The sequence below is a fragment of the Paenibacillus sp. J2R1T-4 genome, assembly GCF_059692235.1.
The window spans coordinates 36,620-60,255 of sequence record NZ_JCAUBA010000014.1 but is presented as its reverse complement, the minus strand read 5'-3'; the positions used below and the strand labels follow the sequence as shown (position 1 = coordinate 60,255).

General features: G+C 46.8%; 16 protein-coding genes. 14 read left to right on the top strand and 2 right to left on the bottom strand.

What is annotated here, in order from left to right:
* Position 1: 1 nt before the first annotated feature.
* Both AC58QD_RS21745 and AC58QD_RS21740 read left to right on the top strand, forming a co-directional pair.
* Positions 2-2,077: a beta-galactosidase trimerization domain-containing protein gene (locus AC58QD_RS21745; RefSeq protein WP_497337111.1), complete on the top strand. Its 2,076-nt coding sequence runs from the start codon at positions 2-4 to the stop codon at positions 2,075-2,077.
* Positions 2,078-2,186: 109 nt separating this feature from the next.
* The gene (locus tag AC58QD_RS21740; protein ID WP_497337110.1) at positions 2,187-4,457 is read left to right on the top strand and encodes a helix-turn-helix domain-containing protein; all 2,271 of its coding nucleotides are present in this window, start codon (positions 2,187-2,189) and stop codon (positions 4,455-4,457) included.
* A gap of 65 nt (positions 4,458-4,522) precedes the next feature.
* Here AC58QD_RS21740 and AC58QD_RS21735 read toward each other — a convergent pair whose 3' ends face one another.
* Positions 4,523-4,987 (bottom strand): cupin domain-containing protein, encoded by a 465-nt coding sequence (locus tag AC58QD_RS21735; RefSeq protein ID WP_497337109.1) that lies wholly within the window; start codon positions 4,985-4,987, stop codon positions 4,523-4,525.
* Between the two features lie 138 nt (positions 4,988-5,125).
* Between AC58QD_RS21735 and AC58QD_RS21730 the strand changes: the two genes are divergently transcribed.
* The 4 genes from AC58QD_RS21730 (at position 5,126) to AC58QD_RS21715 (ending at position 8,951) form a co-directional block, all read left to right on the top strand.
* Entirely contained in the window at positions 5,126-5,977 is an 852-nt protein-coding gene (locus AC58QD_RS21730; RefSeq protein ID WP_497337108.1) for an SDR family NAD(P)-dependent oxidoreductase, read from the top strand.
* Positions 5,974-7,509, top strand: coding sequence for an AMP-binding protein (locus AC58QD_RS21725; RefSeq protein WP_497337107.1), 1,536 nt, complete (start codon positions 5,974-5,976; stop codon positions 7,507-7,509). The genes AC58QD_RS21730 and AC58QD_RS21725 overlap by 4 nt, the downstream gene beginning before the upstream one ends.
* 198 nt (positions 7,510-7,707) lie before the next feature.
* Positions 7,708-8,454 carry an RraA family protein gene (locus AC58QD_RS21720; RefSeq protein WP_497337106.1) on the top strand — a complete coding sequence of 249 codons (747 nt, stop codon included), beginning with the start codon at positions 7,708-7,710 and terminating at the stop codon, positions 8,452-8,454.
* A 20-nt stretch (positions 8,455-8,474) separates the two neighbouring features.
* The gene (locus tag AC58QD_RS21715) at positions 8,475-8,951 is read left to right on the top strand and encodes a NanQ anomerase/TabA/YiaL family protein (protein WP_497337105.1); all 477 of its coding nucleotides are present in this window, start codon (positions 8,475-8,477) and stop codon (positions 8,949-8,951) included.
* 9 nt (positions 8,952-8,960) lie between these two features.
* Here the strand turns inward: AC58QD_RS21715 and AC58QD_RS21710 are convergent, their stop codons facing one another.
* Complete coding sequence (locus tag AC58QD_RS21710; RefSeq protein ID WP_497337104.1) at positions 8,961-9,854, bottom strand: helix-turn-helix domain-containing protein; 894 nt, start codon at positions 9,852-9,854, stop codon at positions 8,961-8,963.
* A 110-nt stretch (positions 9,855-9,964) separates the two neighbouring features.
* Between AC58QD_RS21710 and AC58QD_RS21705 the strand changes: the two genes are divergently transcribed.
* The 8 genes from AC58QD_RS21705 (at position 9,965) to AC58QD_RS21670 (ending at position 23,612) form a co-directional block, all read left to right on the top strand.
* The gene (locus tag AC58QD_RS21705) at positions 9,965-10,933 is read left to right on the top strand and encodes a D-2-hydroxyacid dehydrogenase (RefSeq protein ID WP_497337103.1); all 969 of its coding nucleotides are present in this window, start codon (positions 9,965-9,967) and stop codon (positions 10,931-10,933) included.
* A gap of 67 nt (positions 10,934-11,000) precedes the next feature.
* Complete coding sequence (locus AC58QD_RS21700; RefSeq protein ID WP_497337102.1) at positions 11,001-13,232, top strand: helix-turn-helix transcriptional regulator; 2,232 nt, start codon at positions 11,001-11,003, stop codon at positions 13,230-13,232.
* 199 nt (positions 13,233-13,431) lie between these two features.
* Positions 13,432-14,379 (top strand): ABC transporter permease, encoded by a 948-nt coding sequence (locus AC58QD_RS21695; RefSeq protein ID WP_497337101.1) that lies wholly within the window; start codon positions 13,432-13,434, stop codon positions 14,377-14,379.
* Positions 14,380-14,398: 19 nt separating this feature from the next.
* Complete coding sequence (locus AC58QD_RS21690) at positions 14,399-15,274, top strand: carbohydrate ABC transporter permease (protein WP_497337100.1); 876 nt, start codon at positions 14,399-14,401, stop codon at positions 15,272-15,274.
* Between the two features lie 47 nt (positions 15,275-15,321).
* Positions 15,322-16,956, top strand: coding sequence for an extracellular solute-binding protein (locus AC58QD_RS21685; RefSeq protein ID WP_497337099.1), 1,635 nt, complete (start codon positions 15,322-15,324; stop codon positions 16,954-16,956).
* 77 nt (positions 16,957-17,033) lie between these two features.
* Positions 17,034-18,119, top strand: coding sequence for a sialidase family protein (locus tag AC58QD_RS21680; RefSeq protein ID WP_497337098.1), 1,086 nt, complete (start codon positions 17,034-17,036; stop codon positions 18,117-18,119).
* Positions 18,120-18,149: 30 nt separating this feature from the next.
* Positions 18,150-18,956, top strand: a complete 807-nt coding sequence (locus AC58QD_RS21675) for a polysaccharide deacetylase family protein (protein ID WP_497337097.1) — start codon at positions 18,150-18,152, stop codon at positions 18,954-18,956.
* Positions 18,957-19,019: 63 nt separating this feature from the next.
* A complete protein-coding gene (locus AC58QD_RS21670; protein WP_497337096.1) occupies positions 19,020-23,612 on the top strand; it encodes a CBM96 family carbohydrate-binding protein in 4,593 nt (1,530 codons plus the stop codon).
* Positions 23,613-23,636 lie beyond the last annotated feature (24 nt).

Sequence of the window (23,636 nt, the reverse complement as noted above, 5' to 3'; positions counted from 1 at the left end):
AATGGGCAACGATTTGTACAAACGGACGTTTCGCAGAGGTTTGTTCGATTTTCACGCAGGTGAAGCGATTCCCGAAGTGACGGTGGACGTGGAGAAGTATATGGCGGGCGCCGCTGCGGCCGGCATCCAGACGATTACGTTCATGACCAAGGATGCGTTCGGCAACAGCTATTACGATACACGAATCGGACATAAGAACGCCAAGCTGAAGGGAGATTTGCTGGCTGAAGCGGTCGAAGCGGCCAAGCGTCAAGGCATCCGACTGATCGCTTACTACAACGTAGGATTGAACACTCATGTAGCTCAACAGAACCCCGATTACCGGCAACGCACAGCGGATCAACAACCGGTGTCCGAAGCGTTCGGGTTCTACGACCTGCTATGCATGAACTCTCCTTACCGGGATCATGTGTATGGCCAACTGGATGAAATCGCCAAGAAATACGAGGTGTCGGGATTCTTCTTCGATATATCCTATGTATGGGCGAACAGCTGCTATTGCGGGTATTGCCAGAGCCGATATAAGTCGCGATACGGATGCGCAATGCCGGTATCGCCTCAGCCGGGTACGAAGGAAATGGCGCAGTGGCAGGCATTTCGGCGGGATATCCGGCTTCATTTCATGCGAGATGCGGCAACACGGCTGAAAGCAGCTAATCCGGACCTGCTGATCGGCTGGAATCATGCGGGCGATCCGCGATTCGGACAAGTGGAAGCAGACCAGTATGCCGATTACTTCACGTCCGAATTCCATCCACCGCATTACGCTTACGGCAGCCTGCTTGCCCGCTGGAAGCGGTCGTTCGGCAAGCCGTTCGAGCTAATGATGCCAAGCGAGATGGGCAGCTGGGGGGAGTGGACGCTTGCGCCCACTCCGACCTTGATGACGACTGCGGCGATCGCTGTCGCGAACGGCGGCTCCATCAGCTTCGGGCACGTCGCTTATCCTTCCGGCGAGTACAAGGGAGTGGTGCCCGCCCCCGTCATGAGCGCCATCGGGGAGGCGAATGCATGGGTGAAGTCTATGGAGCCGTGGCTACTTGAAGCCGAGAGCGAACCGATGGTCGCCGTCCTGTATGACATCGGGAACAAACGCATGCTGGAGAATTCCGCTCTCGCCCGCAGCAAGAACGAAGATCACCTCCAGGGCATTCATCGCATCTTGACCGAGGGCCATATCCATTTCGATATTATTGATGAAACGCATCTGCTTGAGAAGCTGGAGCGCTATGAGCTGTTAATCGTGCCTGATCAGGCGCATTTATCTGAAGTCGTTCAACACCGCATCCGTAAGTATGTGCAGGACGGCGGTCGTCTGCTCGCTTCCGGGCGTACATCGCTCTACAAAGCGGATGGTGAACGAGAGACAGACTTCGGCTTGGCAGATTTGTTCGGCGTCCAGTTCCAGGATGTGTCAACCTACAGTCTGTCCTATCTCGATTCGATCGACGCTAGCATAGCCGAGGGTGTTCCGAATATGCCTATTCTGCTTAAGCAGGAAGGTAAACCGTCGCTGAGGGTTGTGCCGACTTCGGGGGAAGTTCTGTGCGGCTTCATGGAGCCTGCTGTGGAAACGACCGTGAAGCGGCATGTGTACCATCAGCACGCTCATCCTGCGCTCAGCACCCCGCATCCTGCGATAACGCTCCAAACTGTGGGACAAGGGGCTTGTCTGTACATGGCCGGGCCGATCGAGGCCTCCTATTGGAGCTCTGGTTCGCCTTGGCTGCGCACCATATACTTGAACAGCCTGAGGAAACTCTATCCCAACCCGAGGGTCATCGTTCAAGCACCGCTAAGCGTGGAAGTCAACGTCATGCGGCAGAGGGGGCAGTCCCGTCTCATCGTGCATTTCATTAACGTTAGGGAAGACAAGGCGGCGGGCTCCAAGTCGTTTATCGAGGAGATCGCACCCATAACGAATATTAAGGTGTCTATTGGCGTGCAAGCGACTCGTGTCTTGTTGCAGCCGGAAGGCCAAGAGCTCGAGTTCACGAAGGAGCAGGAACGGATTTCCTTCGTCGTTCCCCGGATGAATCTGCATGCGGCGGTTGTTGTCGAGGGAATACTGGATTGATTTGTCTTCGGTTCCCAGGCAGGGGAATCCGGCTCTGCTCCCGAATACATCTTTAGAAGAGCATGATCTGTAACCCCCATTATCTTAGGGAGCGAATAGAGGTGGTGGCATGAAATCGAGATCTCCCCGATTTCTGATTCGGCTAATGGTCATCAGTATACTTGTTGGTACCATACCGGTATTGGCATTGGGCAGCTTTGCCTACTATTTCTTCTCCAGCAAAATTCAGAAGCAGGTGGATCTGCACAACGTTCAGCTGCTCACGGAAACAGAACTGCGCCTGGAGCAGCTCTTCATGACCATCGATTTCTATGTCACGCAGCTGGCCAATTCGCCCTTGCTGCAGGACGCTGCGGATTGGGAACTGTCGAACCGAAGGTTCCAATCGTTCCAGGAGCTGTCTGTGCAGTTGTCCCGTTTGCAAAGCTTCGAGATGGGAATCAGTGATGTATTCTACGTCAATTTCACCAATAAATGGGTCATCGACAATCGCGGGACAGCCGGGTTGCCGGATCGGGCAGACCGCGACCTTTTGGCCAGCTATGCGGCAAGCAACCGATCTTCTTACTGGATGAGCGAAGGCTCGGACGGAGAGGTTCGGGGGCGCTCGGTATTGCTAATCAAGAAGACACCGTTAACTTCACTCTCGCCTTCGGGCGTACTAGGAATTCGTATCCCCCGCTACGAGTTGGAGAAGCGGATTCAGGCTACCGGAGGAAGCGGTGTTCAATTGATCGCCAACGCTAGCTTCGATGTGTTGGCCAAGACGCAAGGAACGCTGTTGCTTGGAGAGCGGCTAAGTCCGGAGTTCGCAGAGCGTGTGACCAAAGCGTTAGAGGGTGCCCCGAGCGCCATCATCCGCTATAACGAGCAATACTTCACAGTGGTGAAGAAGTCCAACTATAATGGCTGGTATTACTTCTCCTTCTACTCTAATGCGGAAATCACCAAAGATTCCCGAACGATCCGTTGGATTACCCTGCTTGCCTGCGTGGGGGTGCTGCTCCTAACGCTCTTGGCCGCTACGATAATGAACCGCCGGGTGTATGTGCCCATTCGCCGGCTGTATGAGGCCGCAGGCGGGCAGTCGATAGCAGGGAAGGGGAACCGGCCCGATGAGTTTCAACTGATCGGCACTCGAATCGAGTCGCTGATCTCTGTCCAGGATCGCATGAATGATCAGATTAGGGGGCAAGCCCTCCAACTGCGGGAATTGTTTCTGTTCAAGCTGTTGTTGGGCGAAGTGAATCCGTCGGAAGTGGAACAGAAGGCGCAGTTTTATCAACTGGACTTCAAGTGGAAGCAAATGAAGGTCATAGCGGTGCAGTTCAGCGACTGGAAGCAATCCAAGTATGAGGATAAGGACTGGGAGCGGTTGATGTTTGCCTTGAGCAATATCATGTGCGAGCTTACTCCTGGCGACAGGCGGCTGGAGCCCATTATTATCGGACAGTATCAGATCATGATCGTCGGCACCGACCTAGAAGATGTTGAAGCGTTCCGCGAGTCTATGGTTACTTTCGCGAACCAATTGAAAGAATCGGTTCACCTGTATTTGGGATTGACGACAATGGTCGGGGTAAGTAAGCCCTATGCTCGATTGTCGGATACGCATAGAGCTTTCAGGGAAGCGAGCGAATCGCTGAAGCACCGGAGTGTTACGGAAGAGCAGTCTGTGTTCTTTTTTGGCGATTTGTTCCCCGGTCGGGACGTTCGCGTTAAGTATCCGGCTGCTCTAGAGAAGCAGCTGTTCCAGGCGGTGAGCGAGTTGGACCGGACGGGCGCTCAAACGGCGCTCCGCGGTATCACCAAATGGCTGCTGGCTGAAAACGTCAATTATCGAGAGCTGCAGCTGCATTTGGTACGCATATTGACCAGCCTTGTCGGCGATTCTCTGTATTCGGAGGAACCGCTTCGCGGGTTGATGCAAGGCAACAAAACCGTGTTCGAGCAATTGTTCGAGCTGGATGCCATTGACGATATTGAAGCGTGGTTCGAGGAGCGCGTGCTGACGCCGCTTATGAACTGGCGAGAAGAGCAGTCTCAGCGACAGTATAAAATTATTACAGAGCAGATGCTGAAGCTGGTCCACGAACGCTACGACTCCGAGTTGACACTGGAGAAATGCGCCGAGCAGCTCAATTTTCACCCGGACTACTTGCGAAGGGTTTTCCGCCGAGGAGTCGGGGTGAACTTTAGCGATTATTTGGGCGAATATCGTTTGAACCTGTCTAAGGAACTGCTCAAAAATACGGAAATGACGATTGCGGAGATCGCCCAGAAGATGAACTACCAGAACTCGCAGAACTTCATCCGCTATTTCAAGAAGACAGTGGGCATCACGCCGGGGCAGTTCCGGGAACGGCTGCATCAATCGTGAGCTATATGAAATGATGTTGTTGAAAACAATGAAGGCGGCCGGCAAATGCTGTGGCCGCCTAAAATTTACTCAATTAGTTTATTAAAGATTTCATTCCATGTCATTGGGTTATCACTTTGAACAGGAGGCGTTCCAACAACTTTCTGGTTAATGGGCATAAGCGGTTCAACAAATGTAGATACCACGTTTGGACTTGAAAAGAAGCCGATTACCTTCAATGTTTCGGAACCAGTGTTTCGAACATTGTGGGGAACCATGGCAGGAATAAGAGCCAGTTCTCCTTTATTCAACTGACCTTTTTCATTGCCGAGAGTTGCTTCAGCTGACCCTTCCAGAACGAGAATTATTTCTTCAGCACTATCTGTGTGAGTACCGAGACTATTTCCTGGTTCTATCTCAAAGTAAACAACAGACAGATTCTCTGTTCCTGTGCTTTTGTAAAGCGGGAAGGCTGCCCTTTGTTTTGTATTCGGGTCATTTTCAAACCAACATTCCAAAAGTCGCAACGAGTTGAGATTTGATGTAATCATTCATGAACCTCCAGTTCTGAATTAAAAATATTAATCAATCGTTTATCATGATATATAATTAATCTTACAAAATACTTACAAAGCACAACATGGGAGCGGGCCTGTCAGGGTCGTCCTTCAGGCAAGAAAGGAGCCCCAATGCACACCTACAACCTTTTCGAACATCTTTTATTCCCGCCGACTTTTTTGAATAGACAGAAGCTGGGGCGCCAACTGGAAGGAAAGACCGTTCTTATAACGGGCGCAAGTTCCGGAATAGGAGAACAGCTTGCTTATCTGCTGTCCGACATAAAGGTTCATCTGATATTAGTGGCCAGACGAGAGGACAAGCTTCAAGCCATGAAAAGCGATATTGAGACGAAAGCAGCCCAAATAAGTGTGTTCCCGGCCGATCTTCGAAATCAGGAGGAGATGGAGGGGTTGCTCACTTTTCTCCATCAGCTTCCGGATGGGTTGGATATCGTCATAAGCAATGCGGGTCATTCCATCAGGCGATCGATTCATCAGTCCATGGACCGCTATCATGATTTTACTCGCACGATGGCGATCAATTATTTTGCGCCGGTTCAACTGCTCCTATCTACCCTTCTTCTTCTTGAGAAAAAGCAAGGGCACATCATCAACGTCTCGACAGTAAATGCTCTGTTGCTCCCCCTTCCGCATTGGGCAGCTTATCAGGCATCAAAGGCTGCTTTTGACACCTGGTTTCGGTCTGCCGCTCCCGAGCTGAGCATGAAGGGGATCTCCACCACCTCGATCTATCTTCCGCTAGTTAGAACACCCATGATCCTGCCAACTGCTGCTTATCAACAATTGCCGGCTATGTCCCCACAGCACGTGGCAAAAATTATAGGCAAGTCCATCTATACCAAAAGGAAAACATACAAACCGTGGTGGTTGATTTTCGGACAGCTGGCCTCCGTACTTTTCAGAAGGTGTTGGGAATCTGCAATTCCGAGAAAGTTAAGGAGAAAAGGGGAACGGCAATGAGGGTGTATAAGCTGATCTATGTTTTATATTTAATCAGACTGCTTTCCCCCTTAGCCTTGATCCGGTTAACTTCCGCCATCTATAAATATGGAATCAATCTGATGGCACTGCTGAATTTTTCAGCCCGAACCTACGGGGAACAAATCGCGTTATCAGATGAGCGGGAAACCCTAACCTATAACCAATTGTTTGCACAGTCCAAAGCGCTTTCGGTAGTTTTGAGGGAGAAGTATCAACTTGCTAGCGGCAAGAAAGCGGGTTTTCTGTGTAAAAACCATGCTTCCTTGGTAAAAGCCATTTTTGCAGTTTCTTTAACGGGGGCGGATCTATATCTGCTTAATGCGGAAATGAGCGAGAGTCAGTTGAATAAGATCCTGGAGCGCCATGATTTCGACCTCTTACTCTATGATGAGGAACTAAGCTCCTTGCTTGAGCAATCTTCTTATACGAAAGCCAAAATGTTGAGTTATCATGATACATCTCCAGCGATAAACAACGTACTTTCTGCAACCATTTACGAAAAACAAAAACGTTATCGGACTTCCTCGGGAAAACTTGTGCTGCTGACCGGCGGGACCACAGGAAATGCCAAAGAAGCGGCGCATAAACCTTCGCTATTCAATTATTTGGATCCTTTTGCGGACTTCCTTACTCGATTGAAAATTTTAAACTATCATACTGCGTATATTGCGACGCCCATTTATCACGGTTATGGAGTAGCGGTACTGCTCTTATTCTGTGCTCTGGGAAAGAAGGTGGTTATTCATCGTGGATTCGATGCAGAGAAAGCATGTCGTTTGATTCGGGAGCACCAGGTTGATGTCGTAACGGTTGTTCCCTTAATGTTATATAAAATGTTAAAAACGAATACAGACGATTTGAAGTCCCTTTCTTGTATAGCTTCAGGCGGGGCAGAGCTAAGTCCCAAACTGGTAAAAGAGACTTTGAGTCAATTGGGCGACGTGTTGTACAATCTGTACGGTACTTCGGAAGCGGGCTTGAATATCATCGCAACTCCACAGGATTTGACCTACTCCGCCAATACGATCGGCAGAAAGATTAAGGGCGTTAACTTAACAATAATGGATGCTCATAAAGAGGAAGTTGAAATCGGCAGGGTAGGTCAATTGTGCATTAAAAACGAATGGTCCATGAGAAACGTTACTAATCCCTGGATCGAAACCGGTGATTTGGGCTATCGAGATGAGAAGGGCTATTACTTTTTGTGTGGAAGAGTGGACAGTATGATTGTTTCAGCGGGGGAAAATGTTTATCCTCTTGAAGTGGAACAGGTCCTGCTCACTCACCCTCAAGTGGAGGATGCGGCTGTGATTGGGATTCGTGATGAGCATTTTGGACAGCGATTGAAAGCTTTTGTCCTTCTGGCCCCTCATGCGGAAACGACAAAAGAGGAGCTTTTTGAATGGCTGCGCTCCAGACTGGCAAGATATCAGCTGCCAAAAGAAATCGTCTTCGTCGATCATTTGCCCTATACCCCCTTGGGGAAGCTGGATAAAAAGCTGCTTATATGAAGGAAGAAGTACTAGAAAATATTGTTGATGTAGTTAATTAATTGTCGAAAGACACAAGGATGGAATCACTTTGGTTCCATCCTTGTGTCTTATTTGTATGCGGCAAAAATTTGAGAGGTCCTGACGAAGAAATGGAAGATGTGAAATCAAAATGAAGTTTACAATTAAACGTATTCACTATAGAGAGGATGAGGAAGAATGACACAATTGTCACATGCCGATTTGTTGAAGCTTAAACGTTGGAACACGCCTACCATTTACAACGGTTGGGAAGTCATTACGAAGCACGATATTACGCAAGGATTTAATATGGAAGAAACCTGCGATTTCATGCCACATATGGGACCGATGGTCGGTTACGCTGTAACCGTTCAATTTGAGCCAAGCAATCCTGACCATCCCAAACGCAATGGTAATGCTTGGAGTGAATACCGTAAATATGTGGCAAGCCTACCTGGCCCTAAAATCGTGGTAGTTCAAGACCTGGATAAACCGCGTGTTATCGGAGCGTTTTGGGGGGAAGTGAACAGCAACATCCATCGCGCACTTGGGTGTGTAGGAACGATAACCGATGGTGCGATACGGGATGTTGATGAGATATGCAATGCGGGATTTAAAGCGATCGCTCGCAGGACGTGTGTCGGTCATGCTTACAGTACCCCAGTTCGATGGGGAATCGAAGTGGAGGTGTTTGGTTGCAAGGTGCAGTCTGGGCAACTCATTCATGCCGATAAACACGGATTTATCGTCATTCCAGAGGAAGATGAAGCACGATTGTTGGAAGCATCTGTTTATATGGATGGCAACGAGTGCAGTACAGTCATTCCTGCGGCGCGAATTACAACGGGAATGACTAAAGAGAAACTGCTTGCAGGAATTGATGAAGCTGGAAAACAGTTTGGTGTGAATGTAAGAAATAAATTTGGCACTTCGGGTGAATGGTAGAAAAAAGGGGGCGAATAGGAGTGATTTTGGGCGATCTGGGCACATGGAAGCAAGAACAGTGGGCGTATGCATCAATTCTCCGTAAAGCTATTGATTATTTGCAGAATACGGATTTTATAAATACTGAGGTCGGTCGCTATGATTTGCTAGGGGATGAAATGTTTGTGATGGTTCAAAAAATCAACACCGTACCCCCGAAAGAACGCAAAGCAGAGCATCATCAAAAATATATAGATGTTCAAATGGTAGTGACGGGGGAGGAGCTTCACGTTGTTGCCAGACAGTCAGCATATAACCAACCGATTGAAAATGAGTTGGAAGGTAACGACTATGCTCTTTATGAAGAAGTGGAGAACGAATTTGAATTGAACTTGAAGCCGGGTATGTTTGTCGTATATTTTCCCGGAGATCTTCACCGACCCGCATGCAGTAGGAGTGGAGGTACGGAGACGAAGCGGGTTGTGATCAAGATTCATAAAGACTTGTTGAAAGAATAGCTTTTGAATTCAACTCTTAAAAGAGCTTGAATGCCGGGTTGCTCGGTATTCTCGGGGTGACAGCCCTTTGGTTTTATGAAAAATACGAACAAAGCTGGAATAGGATCCGAATCCGGATTCCTCGGCAATCTCGGCAATGGGCATTTCAGTGGCAAGCAGTAACGAACAAGCATGGCGTACACGCAATTCGTGGAGAAAATCCGTGAAATGAATGCCATATTGGTGCACAATCATTTCACTGAGAGTGGAGGGATGGATCCCGAATTGTTCGGATATGGATTTGAGCATTAAAGGCTCAAGATAATGCTCGTGAATATAGTTGATAACGGGCCATATACTCCGTTTGTTGGGTTGAATTCTGGTTTGGTCTGTCAATACAGTCGGCGAGTCTGATAGAGCTGCTAGATTGCTTCGGGCGAACTGGGCAAGCGCTTTTTGCAAGTGAGCTTTCAGCATGACCGATTTAAAAGGATTAGAATTCTCGTATTCCTTCAATAAAGTGGAGAAGCATTGCTGCATCTCATCGAAGATAGTACATTCGAGTCTCACAAAAGCTCTCCTCTCATTTACGCCATTTTCCAGCAAAAAGTCACGCAGACCTGATTCTTGGTCGTCTATATCGGTGATTACGTCCATACCAAAATTGCAAATATATAAATCCAGCGGGCTATTCGGATCGGACACGATTTCATGTACCTGATAAGGGAGCAGCAGCACCATAGTACCGGGTATCATGACATGCGAGGATCCATTAATGGTTTCCGATCCACTGCCACCAAGGACCAAGGTTAATTCCACAAAGTCGTGGCGGTGAACATTGGTTTTCCATTGGAGCTTGCGTTTCATATAGAAAGGGAAGCTGGAGTTCATATGGGGATACTCAAACAAATATTCAGGATACACGATATATCTCCTCAAAATTCTAATACTGGTATTATAACAAAAACACAGCTTTCTCCCATACCGAAATGTAGCTTTAACACTCATCTTGGCACTGATTAGGAGGCGAAAAAATGAAAATTATCGTACTGGATGGCTATACATTAAATCCCGGCGATTTAAGCTGGGAGGGGCTGGCTCAATTAGGCGAGGTTACGATCTATGATCGTACTCCGCATGAGGAAATTATTGATCGTTGCCGCGGCGCGCAGATCGTGCTGACCAATAAGACTCCTTTGCGGGCATCCACGTTGAAGGAGCTGCCGGAACTTAAATATATTGGTGTGTTAGCAACAGGTTACGACATTATAGATGTACATCAAGTCACGATCAATCAGATATGCCTTACCCATATACCAACCTATGGTACAGCATCTGTCGCTCAATTTGTATTTTCATTAATCCTGGAGCTATGTCACCAGGTTGGGCGACATTCGACTTCTGTTAAGCAAGGCGAGTGGAGCCTGAATCCGGATTGGTGTTATTGGAAATCGCCGTTAATTGAATTGTCCGGCAAAACGATGGGCATAGTCGGCGGAGGGAAGATCGGAATACAAACAGCGCGAATTGCCAGAGCTATGGGAATGGAGGTCATTGCGTCAAACAGCAGAGGGGATCAGCATCTCCCAATTCCATTTGATGGGTTTCGTTGGGTTTCTAATAATGAATTATTCATTTCATCCGATATTATCAGTCTTCATTGTCCCTTGACGGAAAAAACAGAGAAAATCATCAATTCCACTCATATACGATTAATGAAATCGAGCGCATTCATTATAAACACTGCACGCGGAAAGCTGGTGGATGAACCCGCTCTTGCCCAAGCACTATTGGACAACAGACTGGCTGGCGCAGCACTTGACGTGCTCTCTACAGAACCTCCCGAGGCTGATCATCCACTTCTCCATGCCCCTAATTGCTTGATTACTCCGCACATCGCCTGGGCTTCGATTGAAGCCCGTACCAGACTGCTGCAAACAGCTATCAGCAATGTCGAATCATTCCTTGACGGTAAGCCGCAAAACCTTGTAACTATATGGTGAAATCACCAGAGGTGTGCTATTTTTATGAGTGACGCTGCTTGGTTAACAATAGGAAAGGAGCATTCGGATGCGAAAACGATGGTACTATAGGTTGCTTTTTTCTTATCTCCCTATTTTTGTTATAGCCTCGTCCATTGTTATTCTCATTTCCATTGTTTCTGCGCGATTAACGATCGGGAACGAAGCGAAGCGGGTAAATGAGGTTGCTACGAAACAAATGCTCCAAAGCATAGACGATGCCTTGCGTTCTATCGATCAATTAATAGTGAAAGAAGTACTTAACAATGTGAGTTTCGATAAATTTTTCGACCCTACGAAAGAGACGAACAAATATCTGGATTCTCTTGAAATGAGTGAGCGGATCCGGAACATCATTCATGCGACACCTTTGATAGACTCGTTGTATTTGTACCGTTTTCGGGATCAAATCGTCTTGACGAGAGATGCGAGGATTTCTATGGAGCAGTTCCTGGATAGAGAATTCTTGATGCAGTTGTCGAATAATCCGTCCAAGTCAAGGTGGTCAGATTTAAGGGAGCTTTCGGAAATTAACCCTTATTCGAACGATATATTAACTCGCAAAGTATTGACTCTTACTAGCAAGGTTCCGACCATTTCCGGAGGAGAAGGGCTTATTGTGGTCAATGTCCGTCCTTATGCGATACAATCTATGATTGAGCAAATGGCCAACTCCCAATACAGTCTTCTGGACTTTGTTGATAAAAAAGACGCTCCCATCGCTTCCATTCGAGAGAATGTCGAGACTATGAACATTACGAAAAAAAAGTTGCATTCTTATGTTATTTCTTCGGATTATACGGGTTGGAGCATGCGCAGTTCTATCAACAACTCTAAGGTCTACGGCTTCAGTACGGCCATATTCTATCTCAGCTATGCATTATGGACTCTCGTCATTGCTTTCGGTGCCTATTGGATTTTTGCCATAACCCGAAAAAACTACAAGCCCATTGAAGCTTTGACAGATCGTTTGGAGCGATTCAAATCACAAAAAAGTGTGCAATTGCTCAGAAATGAAAACCGAAACGAATTTGACTTTATTGAAGCCGCTATAGATCAATTGATTGATCAATTCGATGGTCAGCAGCAACTCAGGAAAGAAAACGTAATTTATCGTCACAAGGAATTGCTGATGGATCTGCTTGAAGGCAATATGGTGGACCGTAACGATGAGTTGATCGTAAAAATGCTTGAAGAAGGATTCCAAGCTCGTGTTGCATTGGCCGAAATCGATCATTTCCCAAATTTTATCGCGCGATATAATAAGCGAGATCAATACTTGTTAAAATATGCGGTCGGATGCGTATTCCAAGAGGTATCGCAAAAGCATCAAATTCAGATATGGACAGAATGGACACAGGGTAATCAGCTGGCTATATTGTTTCGATTCAACAAATTGGATTCAAAGGTCGAGAAGGTTTCACAAGAAGTGTCTGATTGGATACATGAGAATTTAGATTTCGCTATGACCATAGGAATCGGGTCGTTGGTGTATGAAATCGACGAAATTTCTAAATCTAACAAGGCGGCTAAACAAGCCATCAAAATGAAGTTCAAATTCGGCGGCAATCGAGTCATCTCCTCGGACAACATTCAGCCTCTCAAGGAAGAGGAATTGATCTTACAGCCGCAGATGTTGCGAAGTATAGCACAGACGTTCAGGCAAGGGGATCCCGGATGGTCGGATAAGATGCGTGATTTCGTAATGCAGACGACGGAAGCCAACGTTTCCAAAGATAATGTGCTTAATTTGGTCAAGCTCGTTTTATTTTCCATCGATCGTGAAATGGGTGAGACTTCTTCAGATCTTAAATCGATCTGGAAAAGGGGATTCAACAGATTGAACGAAGGCATGGAACCGCTAGAAACGGAGAAGGAGCTGTACCATTTTTTTTACACTGAAATGAACGCTGTTTTTGATGAAATGATTAAACGAAAAACGGAAGATTCTCAAACGGCATTAATTTATAGAATTAAGGATTATATGGATGAACAATTTGAAGATCCAGATATGTCTCTGGCGAAGATCGGGGAGCGGTATCGAATCAACCCCAGCTTTTTGAGTCGTATTTTCAAAGAAGAAATGGGGATCAATATGACGGATTATCTGACTTTAAACAGAGTCGAAAGAGCGAAGCAACTGCTCAAAGAAACTCAAGATACCGTGCAAAACATTTCCATCCAGGTCGGTTATCTTCATACCATATCGTTTATCCGCGCTTTTAAGAAGGCGACAGGAATTACACCCGGTGAATACAGAAAAATATCGACGGAAGGCTAGCTCCACCTCGCATCTATTCAGTAAAAAAATGTTCATAAGGCTTTGTTCAGCTGTCGGAGGTTTATTTCCGAAGGCTTGAACGAAGCCTTTTTGTGTCCGAGTCTATCCAGAAAAAACATGTATATTGTGCTTGATGGCTGCACTTCGATATATTGGGTTCAATTCCGCAAACGAACCTCACAAAAAGGAGCAGACAAAAATGAAAATGGCATCACTGATGGGGAAGAAGTATCCCCGTGTAAATCCGGAGCGAATCAAATTATGGAAATCCAATGTCCCTCTCTGGATCTTGTTTATGCCGGTATTGTTATACTTCATCATATTCAAATACGTACCGATAGGGGGGATCATCATTGCTTTCAAGGATTACAATCTTCGCGAGGGAATCATAAACAGCCCATGGGCGGGAACTAAATATTTTGAAATGCTGTGGAGCAGTCCGGATTTTGCGAATGTATTTCGTAATACCATATTGATCAGCATACTCGGGTTTGCGATCGGGTTTCCTTTTCCCATCCTTCTCGCCGTTCTGCTGAATGAAATTCGTCTAAGGTGGTATAAGAAGGCAGTCCAGACACTGGTGTACTTGCCCCACTTTCTTTCCATGGTTATCGTCACTGGCATAGTTGTTACCCTGTTTTCTTCCGCTGGGGCTGTTAATGATTTATTGCAAGCTCTACTGAGATGGGAAGAACCGATTCCTTTCTTGTATAAAATCCCTACTTGGCTTGCCATTTATTTTGGCTCAGGTATATGGCAGGAAGCCGGATTCTCCGCAATCATTTACTTGGCGGCATTATCTTCCCTCGATCCTGCTTTGTATGAAGCAGCTGCCATGGATGGAGCTCCCAAATGGAAACAAATGTGGCACATTACACTGCCCGGAATTCGCCCCACGATTGTTGTGATGTTTATTTTGCAAGTTGGTAAGTTGATTGATGTGGGATTCGACAAAGTGTACATGTTGTCCAATCCAGCTGTATCCGATGTGGCCGATGTCATCTCCACCTTTGTTTACCGAGTAGGACTTCAAGGGGGGCAGTTTAGTTTTACCGCAGCGGTAGGTCTTTTTGAGTCGGTTATTGGACTTATTCTGGTATTGTCCGCTAACGCAATTGCGCGTAAATTCGATCAAGGATTGTTCTGATAGATCAGGGAGGCACAGTATGAAACCAACACAAGGTGAAAAAGTTTTTTACAGTATCAACACATTATTTTTGGGAATATGGGCTTTAAGCGCATTGTTTCCCTTGCTTCATATCTTATCCCTCTCCTTTAGCAGCAACCACGCGATATTAGCAGGCAGAGTGTTCCTTTGGCCAGTCGAGTTTAGTTGGGACTCTTACAGTGCTCTGCTGAAAGGAACTCGTGTGCCCCAAGCTTTTGTAAACAGCCTTATTATCACTGGAGTTGGTGTAGCGCTTAATATGATATTTACGATTTTTGCTGCGTACCCGCTATCAAAGAAGTATTTTATCGGACGGCGTTTCATGGCATTATTGATCATATTCACGATGCTATTCTCCGGAGGGCTTATTCCGAGTTATTTATTGGTCAAGTCGATAGGAATTATCGATTCGTATTGGGCTCTATGGCTTCCGGCACTAGTGAGCGCATACAACATGCTGATTATGAAAACGTTTTTTGAGAATATTCCAGAAGAACTGGAAAACTCCGCTCGTATAGATGGATGTGGTGAATGGAGATTAGCTGTACAAATTGTATTACCATTATCTACTCCCGTACTGGCAACGCTCGCATTGTTTTACGGTGTCAGCCATTGGAATTCGTTCATGAATGTTCTCATTTATATCAACGATTCGAGCAAATATAATCTATCTGTGTTAATCCAGCAAATGGTCGTTCAATCGAACCTGATGAACGAGATTCAAAATATACAGGAGGATGATAGGCAGATGCTGACTCCTGAATCGATTCGAGCTGCCGGAATGGCCGTTATGCTAATCCCTATGATTGCCGTCTATCCTCTTCTTCAAAAGCACTTCGTTAAGGGGGTGTTAATCGGCGCAGTAAAAGGATGATATTCTCGTACATGATTCGCAAAAAAAAGTACACAGGAGGTCACGGTATGAAAGTGAAAGGGAAAGATTCGTTAATAGTTGCATTAATCGGTATGGGTGTACTTGCTATAGGTCTTACTGGCTGCTCCCAGGGCTCACCAAACAAAAGCGAAAGCTCGACCGGGGGCAAACCAAAGCCGGAGATTACGATCTCCGCTTACGATGCCGGCAATACGCCTCCTGAAGAGGGAACGATTGAGAAAAACAGATGGGTAACCTGGATGTCTGAGAAAGGCCCAGCCACGATTAAAGTGATTGCCATTCCGAGAACGGAGTCGGTCCAAAAATTCAATACGTTGTTAGCCTCGGGTTCTGCTCCCGATTTGATTCAGGAATTTAGCGGGCCGTTCCGCAATCAGCTGTATGACCAAAAGTTGATTATTCCTGTTGATGAATTGATCGAAAAGCACAGCACGACATATAAAGAATTGCTGCAAAAATATCCGGCACTAAAAAAGGCAGCCACCATGCCTGATGGTAAAATGTACGGTTATGGACGAATTAATGGACTTCGGCCTCATAATGTTTTGACGGTGAGGACGGATTGGTTGAAGAAGTTGAATCTTAAGGTACCCGAAACAACGGAAGAGCTTATTCAAGTATTAAAAGCATTCCGTGATAACGATCCGGATGGTAACGGTAAAAAGGACACCACTGCGTTGGATATGGGAAGCCGCTCGACACAGGTTCTTGACAGTATGTTCGGTAACGTAGGTTGGATCATTAATGGAGATAAGATGGTATGGGATTGGGAGAGGGCAAAAGCAGCAGCTGCATTCAAGAAACAGCTGTATGATGAAGGGCTCATCGACAAAGATTATTTGACTAAAAAAGGCTCCGGTTACATGGGACTGTATGCCCAGGAAATCATCGCCGGTAAAATTGGGATGTGGGGCTCAAGCGTTCATCAATCCGATATCGAAACCTACAAAGCGTTGAAAAAAGCCGATCCTAATGCGGAATTGCAGGTCATCGCGCTTCCGAGAACTTCATTCGGGCAATTCAGCCCTATATTGGCCAATCCGGTGCAAATTACCGGAATGATCAATGCAGATGCCAAAAATCCGGAAGCCGTCATGAAATATGTTGACTTTGTGGCAGCGAAGGAAACGGGGCAAACGTTGAAATACGGAATAAAGGGCGAAGATTGGAATGAAGGTGTGAATGGATGCCAGCAGTTCGTTAATAAAGAAAAAACGGATCCGAAGATCAAATATACACCCGCCTATACGATGCTCTTCTCTCCGATCACAGAAGGTTCTTGCGGCCAATTCCAGGCAACATTGAATCCGAACGATCCGGTGGAAAAACAATACTTGGAGCTTATGAAACAGGCGTATGAAACTTATTTGGATGAGAAGCGTCCAATGCCAGACTTTACACACCCGGAGCATGTCCCGGCCATGCCGAGCGAATTGCAGATTTCATTTAACAATGCAACTAAGAATATCGCAGATATATGGACCAAGGCTATTATTTCTGGAAATTCCTATTCGACCGATCAAGCTTTCCAGGATGCTAAGAGTGTCTGGGAGAAGAACAACGGGAAGAACATTGAAGAATGGTATGCGAAATGGTACCAGGATAACAAAACAAAAGCGTTTCTGACCAAAGACTTTTATGAATTCAAGCTGAAATTCTGATGATGTAATAGTACCCGGGCAGGATGGATTTATGGTTTCCATCCTGCTGTCGCCGGGTAGGACTAGGAGATGGGATCATGTCAAGCGCAACAATTATATACAGTAAGGTAGCGGAAGCCGGAACAGGTAATCCTCGTAATGATACAGCCAGCGTAATTCAACTGATGGACGGGCGATTGCTTGTGGTTTGGCACAAATACGACGACAGCCTTGAGGGAGGGAGCGATTTCGGCCTTTGTAGAATTTATGCCAAAATTTCTAGGGACGATGGGATCACTTGGAGTGAGGAAGCTCTTTTCGTCGACGTACACACTGGCGATAATAACGTGCAGGCACCTGGATTAACCCGGTTAACTTCCGGCGATTTGCTGCTTCATTGCCTTCGCGGACACCAAGGGGGCAATAGCTCCTCCATGTGTTTATTCCGTTCTTCTGATGACGGAAAGACCTGGCAGGACGCAGGCTGTGTATGGGAACGCAGCGATGGGCAGTGGCTGCAGGGCGGTGCCAATCAGATTAACGTATTGACCGACGGGCGATTGCTGTTGCCTTATCACTTCGGAGTTGGGCATCAGGGGAGCCAGCATAATACAGTTGGTTGCTTCCTTAGCGATGATGAGGGGCGTAGCTGGCGTCAAGCTCGCGTTACGGTCGATTTGCCGATGCGGGGTGCGATGGAGGCGTCCGTGGCTGAACTGATCGGTGGACGATTAATCATGTCGCTTCGAACTCAGCTTGGGGCGGTATTCTTGTCATTCTCCGAGGATGGGGGCGAATCATGGTCATTGCCACAAACGTCCGGATTAAAGGCACCTGAATCTTGTACTTGCATTAGACGGATCCCCGGAACCGACGATTTGGCCTTGTTTTATAACGATAGCGATTATGATCCTAGCAGACACCACTATGGACTGCGTACTCCGTTAACAGCCGCACTTTCGAACGACGGGGGAAATACATGGCGAAGGGTGGGGAATATTGAAACGGGTCCGTATGAATTCATGAATTTGAATTGTACGTTTACGGAGTCGGGGAAAGCGTTCCTTACCTATACGAAAGTAGAGGATCCGCAAATAGTGGAAGGCGATAGGTCGCTGCCATTTAAGCGGCAAGGAATGGATTTAATCATGGCATTGATCGATCGGGAATGGTGGTATCAATGAAACTTTTCCTACAAGGAAGGAGGAACAGACTTGCGCATTCGATACGACCGTTTTCCCGGAGGGAGAACGAAAGCCGTAACCTTAAGCTACGATGATGGGAGAGAAGATGACCGCAGGCTTGTCGCCAAGATGAACGAATATGGAGTGAAGGGCACGTTTCATCTGAACTCATGCTTTCTCGGAAAACCCGGCTACATCGACGCGGAGGAGGTTGAGGCTCTATATGCCGGGCATGAGGTATCTTCCCATACTGCGGCTCATCCCTTTCTTGATTTAGCACCACCTGACCGGGTTGTGATGGAGATCATGGAAGATCGGGATTCATTGGAAGCGCTTACTGGTTATCCTGTTCGCGGTATGAGTTATCCCTATGGAGCATGGAACGAGCAGGTTGTTTCTGCATTGCCGGGCCTAGGCATTGAATATGCCAGGACGACGATCAGCAGCCATACGTTCAACATGCCTTCCAATTTCCTGCTTTGGCAGCCCACCTGCCATCACAAGGAAATGGTGGAGTACGGCGAAGCGTTCCTTTCCCATGAGTCAAGGCACTCACGTATGAATCTGCTTTACGTGTGGGGTCACAGCTACGAGTTCGAAAGAGACCGGAGTTGGGACCTCCTCGAAAGGTTCGGCGAACTGGTAGGGCATCGCGGCGATATCTGGTATGCCACTAATGCCGAAATTGCTGCTTATATGCAAGCGATCCAACGGCTCCGTTATTCGGTTTCCGGCCAAATTGTACATAACCCATCGGCGATCACCGTTTGGATCGGAGTAGATGAAACGGCTGTGGAAATACAAGGAGGGGGGACAGTTCACTTGAATATCGGATAACAGATTTGCGACTGAAAACAGAGCTGCTTTGTCTAAAAAAAATTAAACAAGGAGTGATTTTATATGATGACATGGCAACGGAAAAGGTCGATTACCCGCACCTTTCTGATTTTTGTCTTTGCGTTCTTGTTAATTATGTCCAGCCTGGGTGGGGGAGCTTTGATTAACGCTTCTGGGACAGGGAGCATCCAAATACCTCCATCAGCTGATACTTATTTGAATGCGGGCTCGTCCGCCAATCTAAATTACGGAACAGTTCCGACTCTTCAGGTGAGAACTTGGACTGGCGATCCGAATTACACCCGGGAATCCTATATGAAATTCGACTTGAGTTCTTACACCGGGGAACTTGGAGCGGCAAAACTAAACGTCTATGCAGCGTTAAACAATTCCAATGGCAGTCCATGGGCATTCCAATTATATGGCGTTGAAGACGATGCGTGGACCGAGCATATGACGACTTGGAATTATAAGCCTGCCATGGAACACTATTTGGCGAATGTGAATGTGGGCTTGACCTGGAAATGGATCCAAGTGGACGTAACTGCCTTCGTGAAGGTACAGTTGGCCAAAGACCAGACCGCAAGCTTCGGGTTTACCCAAGAGGCCAAGGGCGGGGCGCTGATCCATATCAACAGTAAAGAGAGTACTGCGAATCAACCCTATCTGACTTTGTCAGGCACACGCGCTAATGAAGCTGCTCCGCTGTGGCCTTCTAATAGCAACTTACAGGTTACTCAGCTAGACCAGACAGGTCTTAACTTGAATTGGTCGGAAGCTGCCGCGCCTGCAGGCGTAACTAATTACCGGATCTTTCAAAACGGCAAGCTGATTGAGACAGTAACTGGAGATTCGTGGCATTATCCAATACAAGCTATTGATATCGGAAAAACATACACATTCAGAATCGAGGCCGGAAGCAGCCAAAATCAATGGAGCAACGACGGCCCATTCGTATCCGTGACCATACCGAAAACAGAGCTGAAGCAGATGAAAACTGGAAACGTGTTTCTCGACAATGAACCGATCCAATTCAAGGTAGCTACACTGCTGCCGAACGTTACCTGGAAGGTTTATGATATGAAGGGGGCCAAAATTTCCGAAGGAATCGGTCAAAATGATCGAGGGAAAGTGATGGTCAACGTTCCTTTTTCGAAGCGTGGTTATTTCAAATTCCATGCAACTGTTGAATCGGAAGGTCAACAGCCCGTTGAATTGGAGACATCATTTGCCGTTCTGTCCCCTTATGATTTCAGTGCTGTGGCAGATTCGCCGTTCGGGATTGCGACCCACTTGCACCGGGGACAAAAAAATACAGTTCCCTTAATCCAACAAGCAGGCGCGAAATCCGTTCGGGATGGCGTTGAATGGAATAATATTGAAAAAACCAAAGGGGTTTATACATTCAGCCCCGTCCCAGATGATTATATGGCTGAACTGAAAGAGCACGACCTTGGAATGCTGTTCGTCGCAGCTTATAACAATCCTTTTTATGACAATAACGCGACACCCTACACCGATCAAGGTCGCGAAGGCTTAGCCAATTATGCAGAAGCTTATGTTGATCATTACAAAGACCAGCTGATCGCGATGGAAGCCTACAATGAGTTTCATGGCGGATTCGGCAAAAGAGGCAACAGTCCTGCAAATTCCAAGCCAGATTATTATTTCAAACTGTTGAAAAAGACATATGAGACGGTCAAAGCCGAGCATCCCGAATTCCCAGTCCATGGTATCGTTGCTTCTGAGGACGCTGTGAGCTGGATTGAGGAGGTATTCAAGCTTGGTGGGCTGCAATATTTGGACGCTGTTACACTGCATCCTTACCGGTACCCGAATGAACCGGAAGGCTTGACCGATTCCTTGGAGAAAATCAAGGCTTTAATGCGCCAATACAATAACGGTGAAGAAAAACCGATTTGGATAACGGAATTCGGATATCCGACCTTCAAGGCAGCGAATGGGATCGATGAAATTACGCAAGCGAACTATTTGGTCCGCTATTACGTAGCAGCGATTTCAAACGGAGTTGAAAAAATATATTGGTATGATCTGGTGAACGATGGGCTTCGTCCCGACTATAATGAAGACAACTTCGGGATTCTCCGAAATGCGACGGACCCGTTAGGTGCTTTTACCCCTAAGCCCGCCTATGCAGCCTATGCAGCGATGACACGAGAGCTTACAGATGCGCAATTCATCAGGGAAGAGCCGCTTGAGCAAGGCCTCAAAAGCTATTTGTTTGATAAAAACGGGCAGAATCACAGGGTAGTGTGGTCACTCACGCCTGCATCGACCGTTATTCGGACAAATCAGCCGGTTGAAATCACAGACATGATGGGGAATGTGCAAACTTTTACGCCATCTAATGGCAGCATTTACTTAACCTTAACGGGGGAACCTCTCTATATCAAAGGTGAGATCGAAGGTATATATAAGGATGCAACGATTAGAGTTTCCGGCGGTAGCGCCATAGCAGGTGAACCGGTGACGCTACAGGTGGAAATGAACAATTCGTCACCTGAAACACTTAACTTTACATTGGAAATAGAAGGCCAACAATACTCTCTGGATGCTGTCCCTGGACAAACAAATATTGAGGAAATTGTCGTAGAAGGGCTGGATGAACCTGGGACCCGGCTTATAAAGGGAGTATTGAAAACAGGTGGGCAAACCATTGGACTGCTGCAGCACGCTGCTGCCGTAACTCCGTCAGAGTCGATTCAAATTCGTCCAATAATTAACGATACCGAACCACTTAGTCAAGCGATCAAAGTGCAAATCCAAAATTACTCGAAGGTAAACGGATTGCCTGTACATCGTGTCGATTGGCAGCTAGGAACTTTATCGGGCAATCAGGAACTGAACGCAGTGGTTCAGCCTGATACGATCGAGGTATTTGATATTGTACTGCAAGGTATCGAGTTAGGGAAAAGCTATACGTCGAACGTAACTGTAGATTACGGAAACAACAAAACTCACTCCTATGCAGGATCAATCGAATTCAATCCTATTTACACCGAATCGATTCATGTAGATGGAATTCCCGATCCGCTTATCGTGGCTGAGCCGCCTACCATAGAGCTTTCGAAAGGGAATGTGAAAGTCACCGGTTACAATGGGGCGGGGGATTTGAGCGGTTCCGTATGGCTGAACTTCGACATGGATCATTTTTATTTGACTGCGAGAATCAAAGATAATATTCATGCTTTTCCAGCAACCGATGTGAACATTTGGAACAACGACAGTATCCAGTTTGCGATTTCGAACGGGTTGCCCGGAGAGGAACCGAACTATTATGAGTATGGAATTTCACAAACCTCGGTTGGTCCTCAAATTCATCGGTGGATTACACCTGCAGGGGTTCCAAAGGGAGTAGTCTCAAACGGTGAGCTGCAGGTGACCAGGGATGAAGGACAGAAGATGACGATGTACGAGTTGGCTTTGCCTTGGTCCGAATTAATTCCGATCCAAACGAAGAGTGGAGTCATGAGCTTTTCACTATTGGTCAACGAAAACGATGGAAATTTAAGAAGAGGCTATATCGAATGGGGAGGCGGGATTGGGGATGGCAAAGCGCCAAGTAAATTCCGAACGATGCAATGGGTAAGGGAGCCGGCTGCTACGGTACTGGAAGTGCACAATGCTGTTGGTGCATACAGTGATGAAGTTCAATTGCGAGCAATGCTGAAGGACGAGAGCGCACACCCGATATCTGGAGAACGTATAGACTTTCTTGTGGATGGCGTTCATGTAGGTACGGAACAAACGGACGCGCAGGGAGTAGCAACTATCGAATACAAGATCGACCAAGGCGCTGCTGGCGATACAGGTAGTTGGGATATTCAGGTAAAGGCCATCTATGGTGGAAACCAAGAAGCTTTCTATCAAGGCAGTGAGGCGCTTGGTGCAATAACGATTACCAAGGAAGACGTCTCCGTTGTTTATACAGGCAACCAAATAACCAATGTGAATGATGGACTTATTCTGGGAGTATCAGTCTTGCAGGATCAGGACGGCAGCTACGGAACATTAGAAGGTCTTCCAGTACAATTCGTTCTGTCTGAAGTAAACCCTGAAGGTGGGCTTAATCCGTTGGTCGCTACGGTAACCGGGAGCACTTACACGACCGATGCCAGCGGACACCTCTCAATCCCAATAAGGCTTCCTGCCGGGTATTATCAGGTTAAGACACAACTGCTGAACAACCTGTACTATAAAGAGACTGAAACGGTATCCAACATTGTGGTTTACGATCCTGGAGCAAGCGAGTTTAAAATAAACGGGTTTTTCGATATTGCGAACAGCCATTTTATGGGGGAGCGGGCTAAAAAAGTACATTTGTATGTGCAATTGGATGATGGCGATAACGTGAAGCTTAAGAAGCATGGGATTCATGCGGAACCACAGGGTAGAGAGCTCACAATTACAGGTGTCGACTGGCAGATTGTGTCGCGAGACAACGCGTATTTACAGGGCAAAGCTGAATCCGGAGGAGAAACCTATACGGTTCGGATGATGACTCGTGTTCCTGATTCATCAGATCATAAGGATCAATTCCTATCGTTATTGATCTGGAAAGGCACGGACACAACGGCCGATGCGGTATTCCAGACGTTCGGAACCCCCTTATCCGGTAATATCAATATCAACTAGGTTAACAGCAAGCGCTTTGGCGCC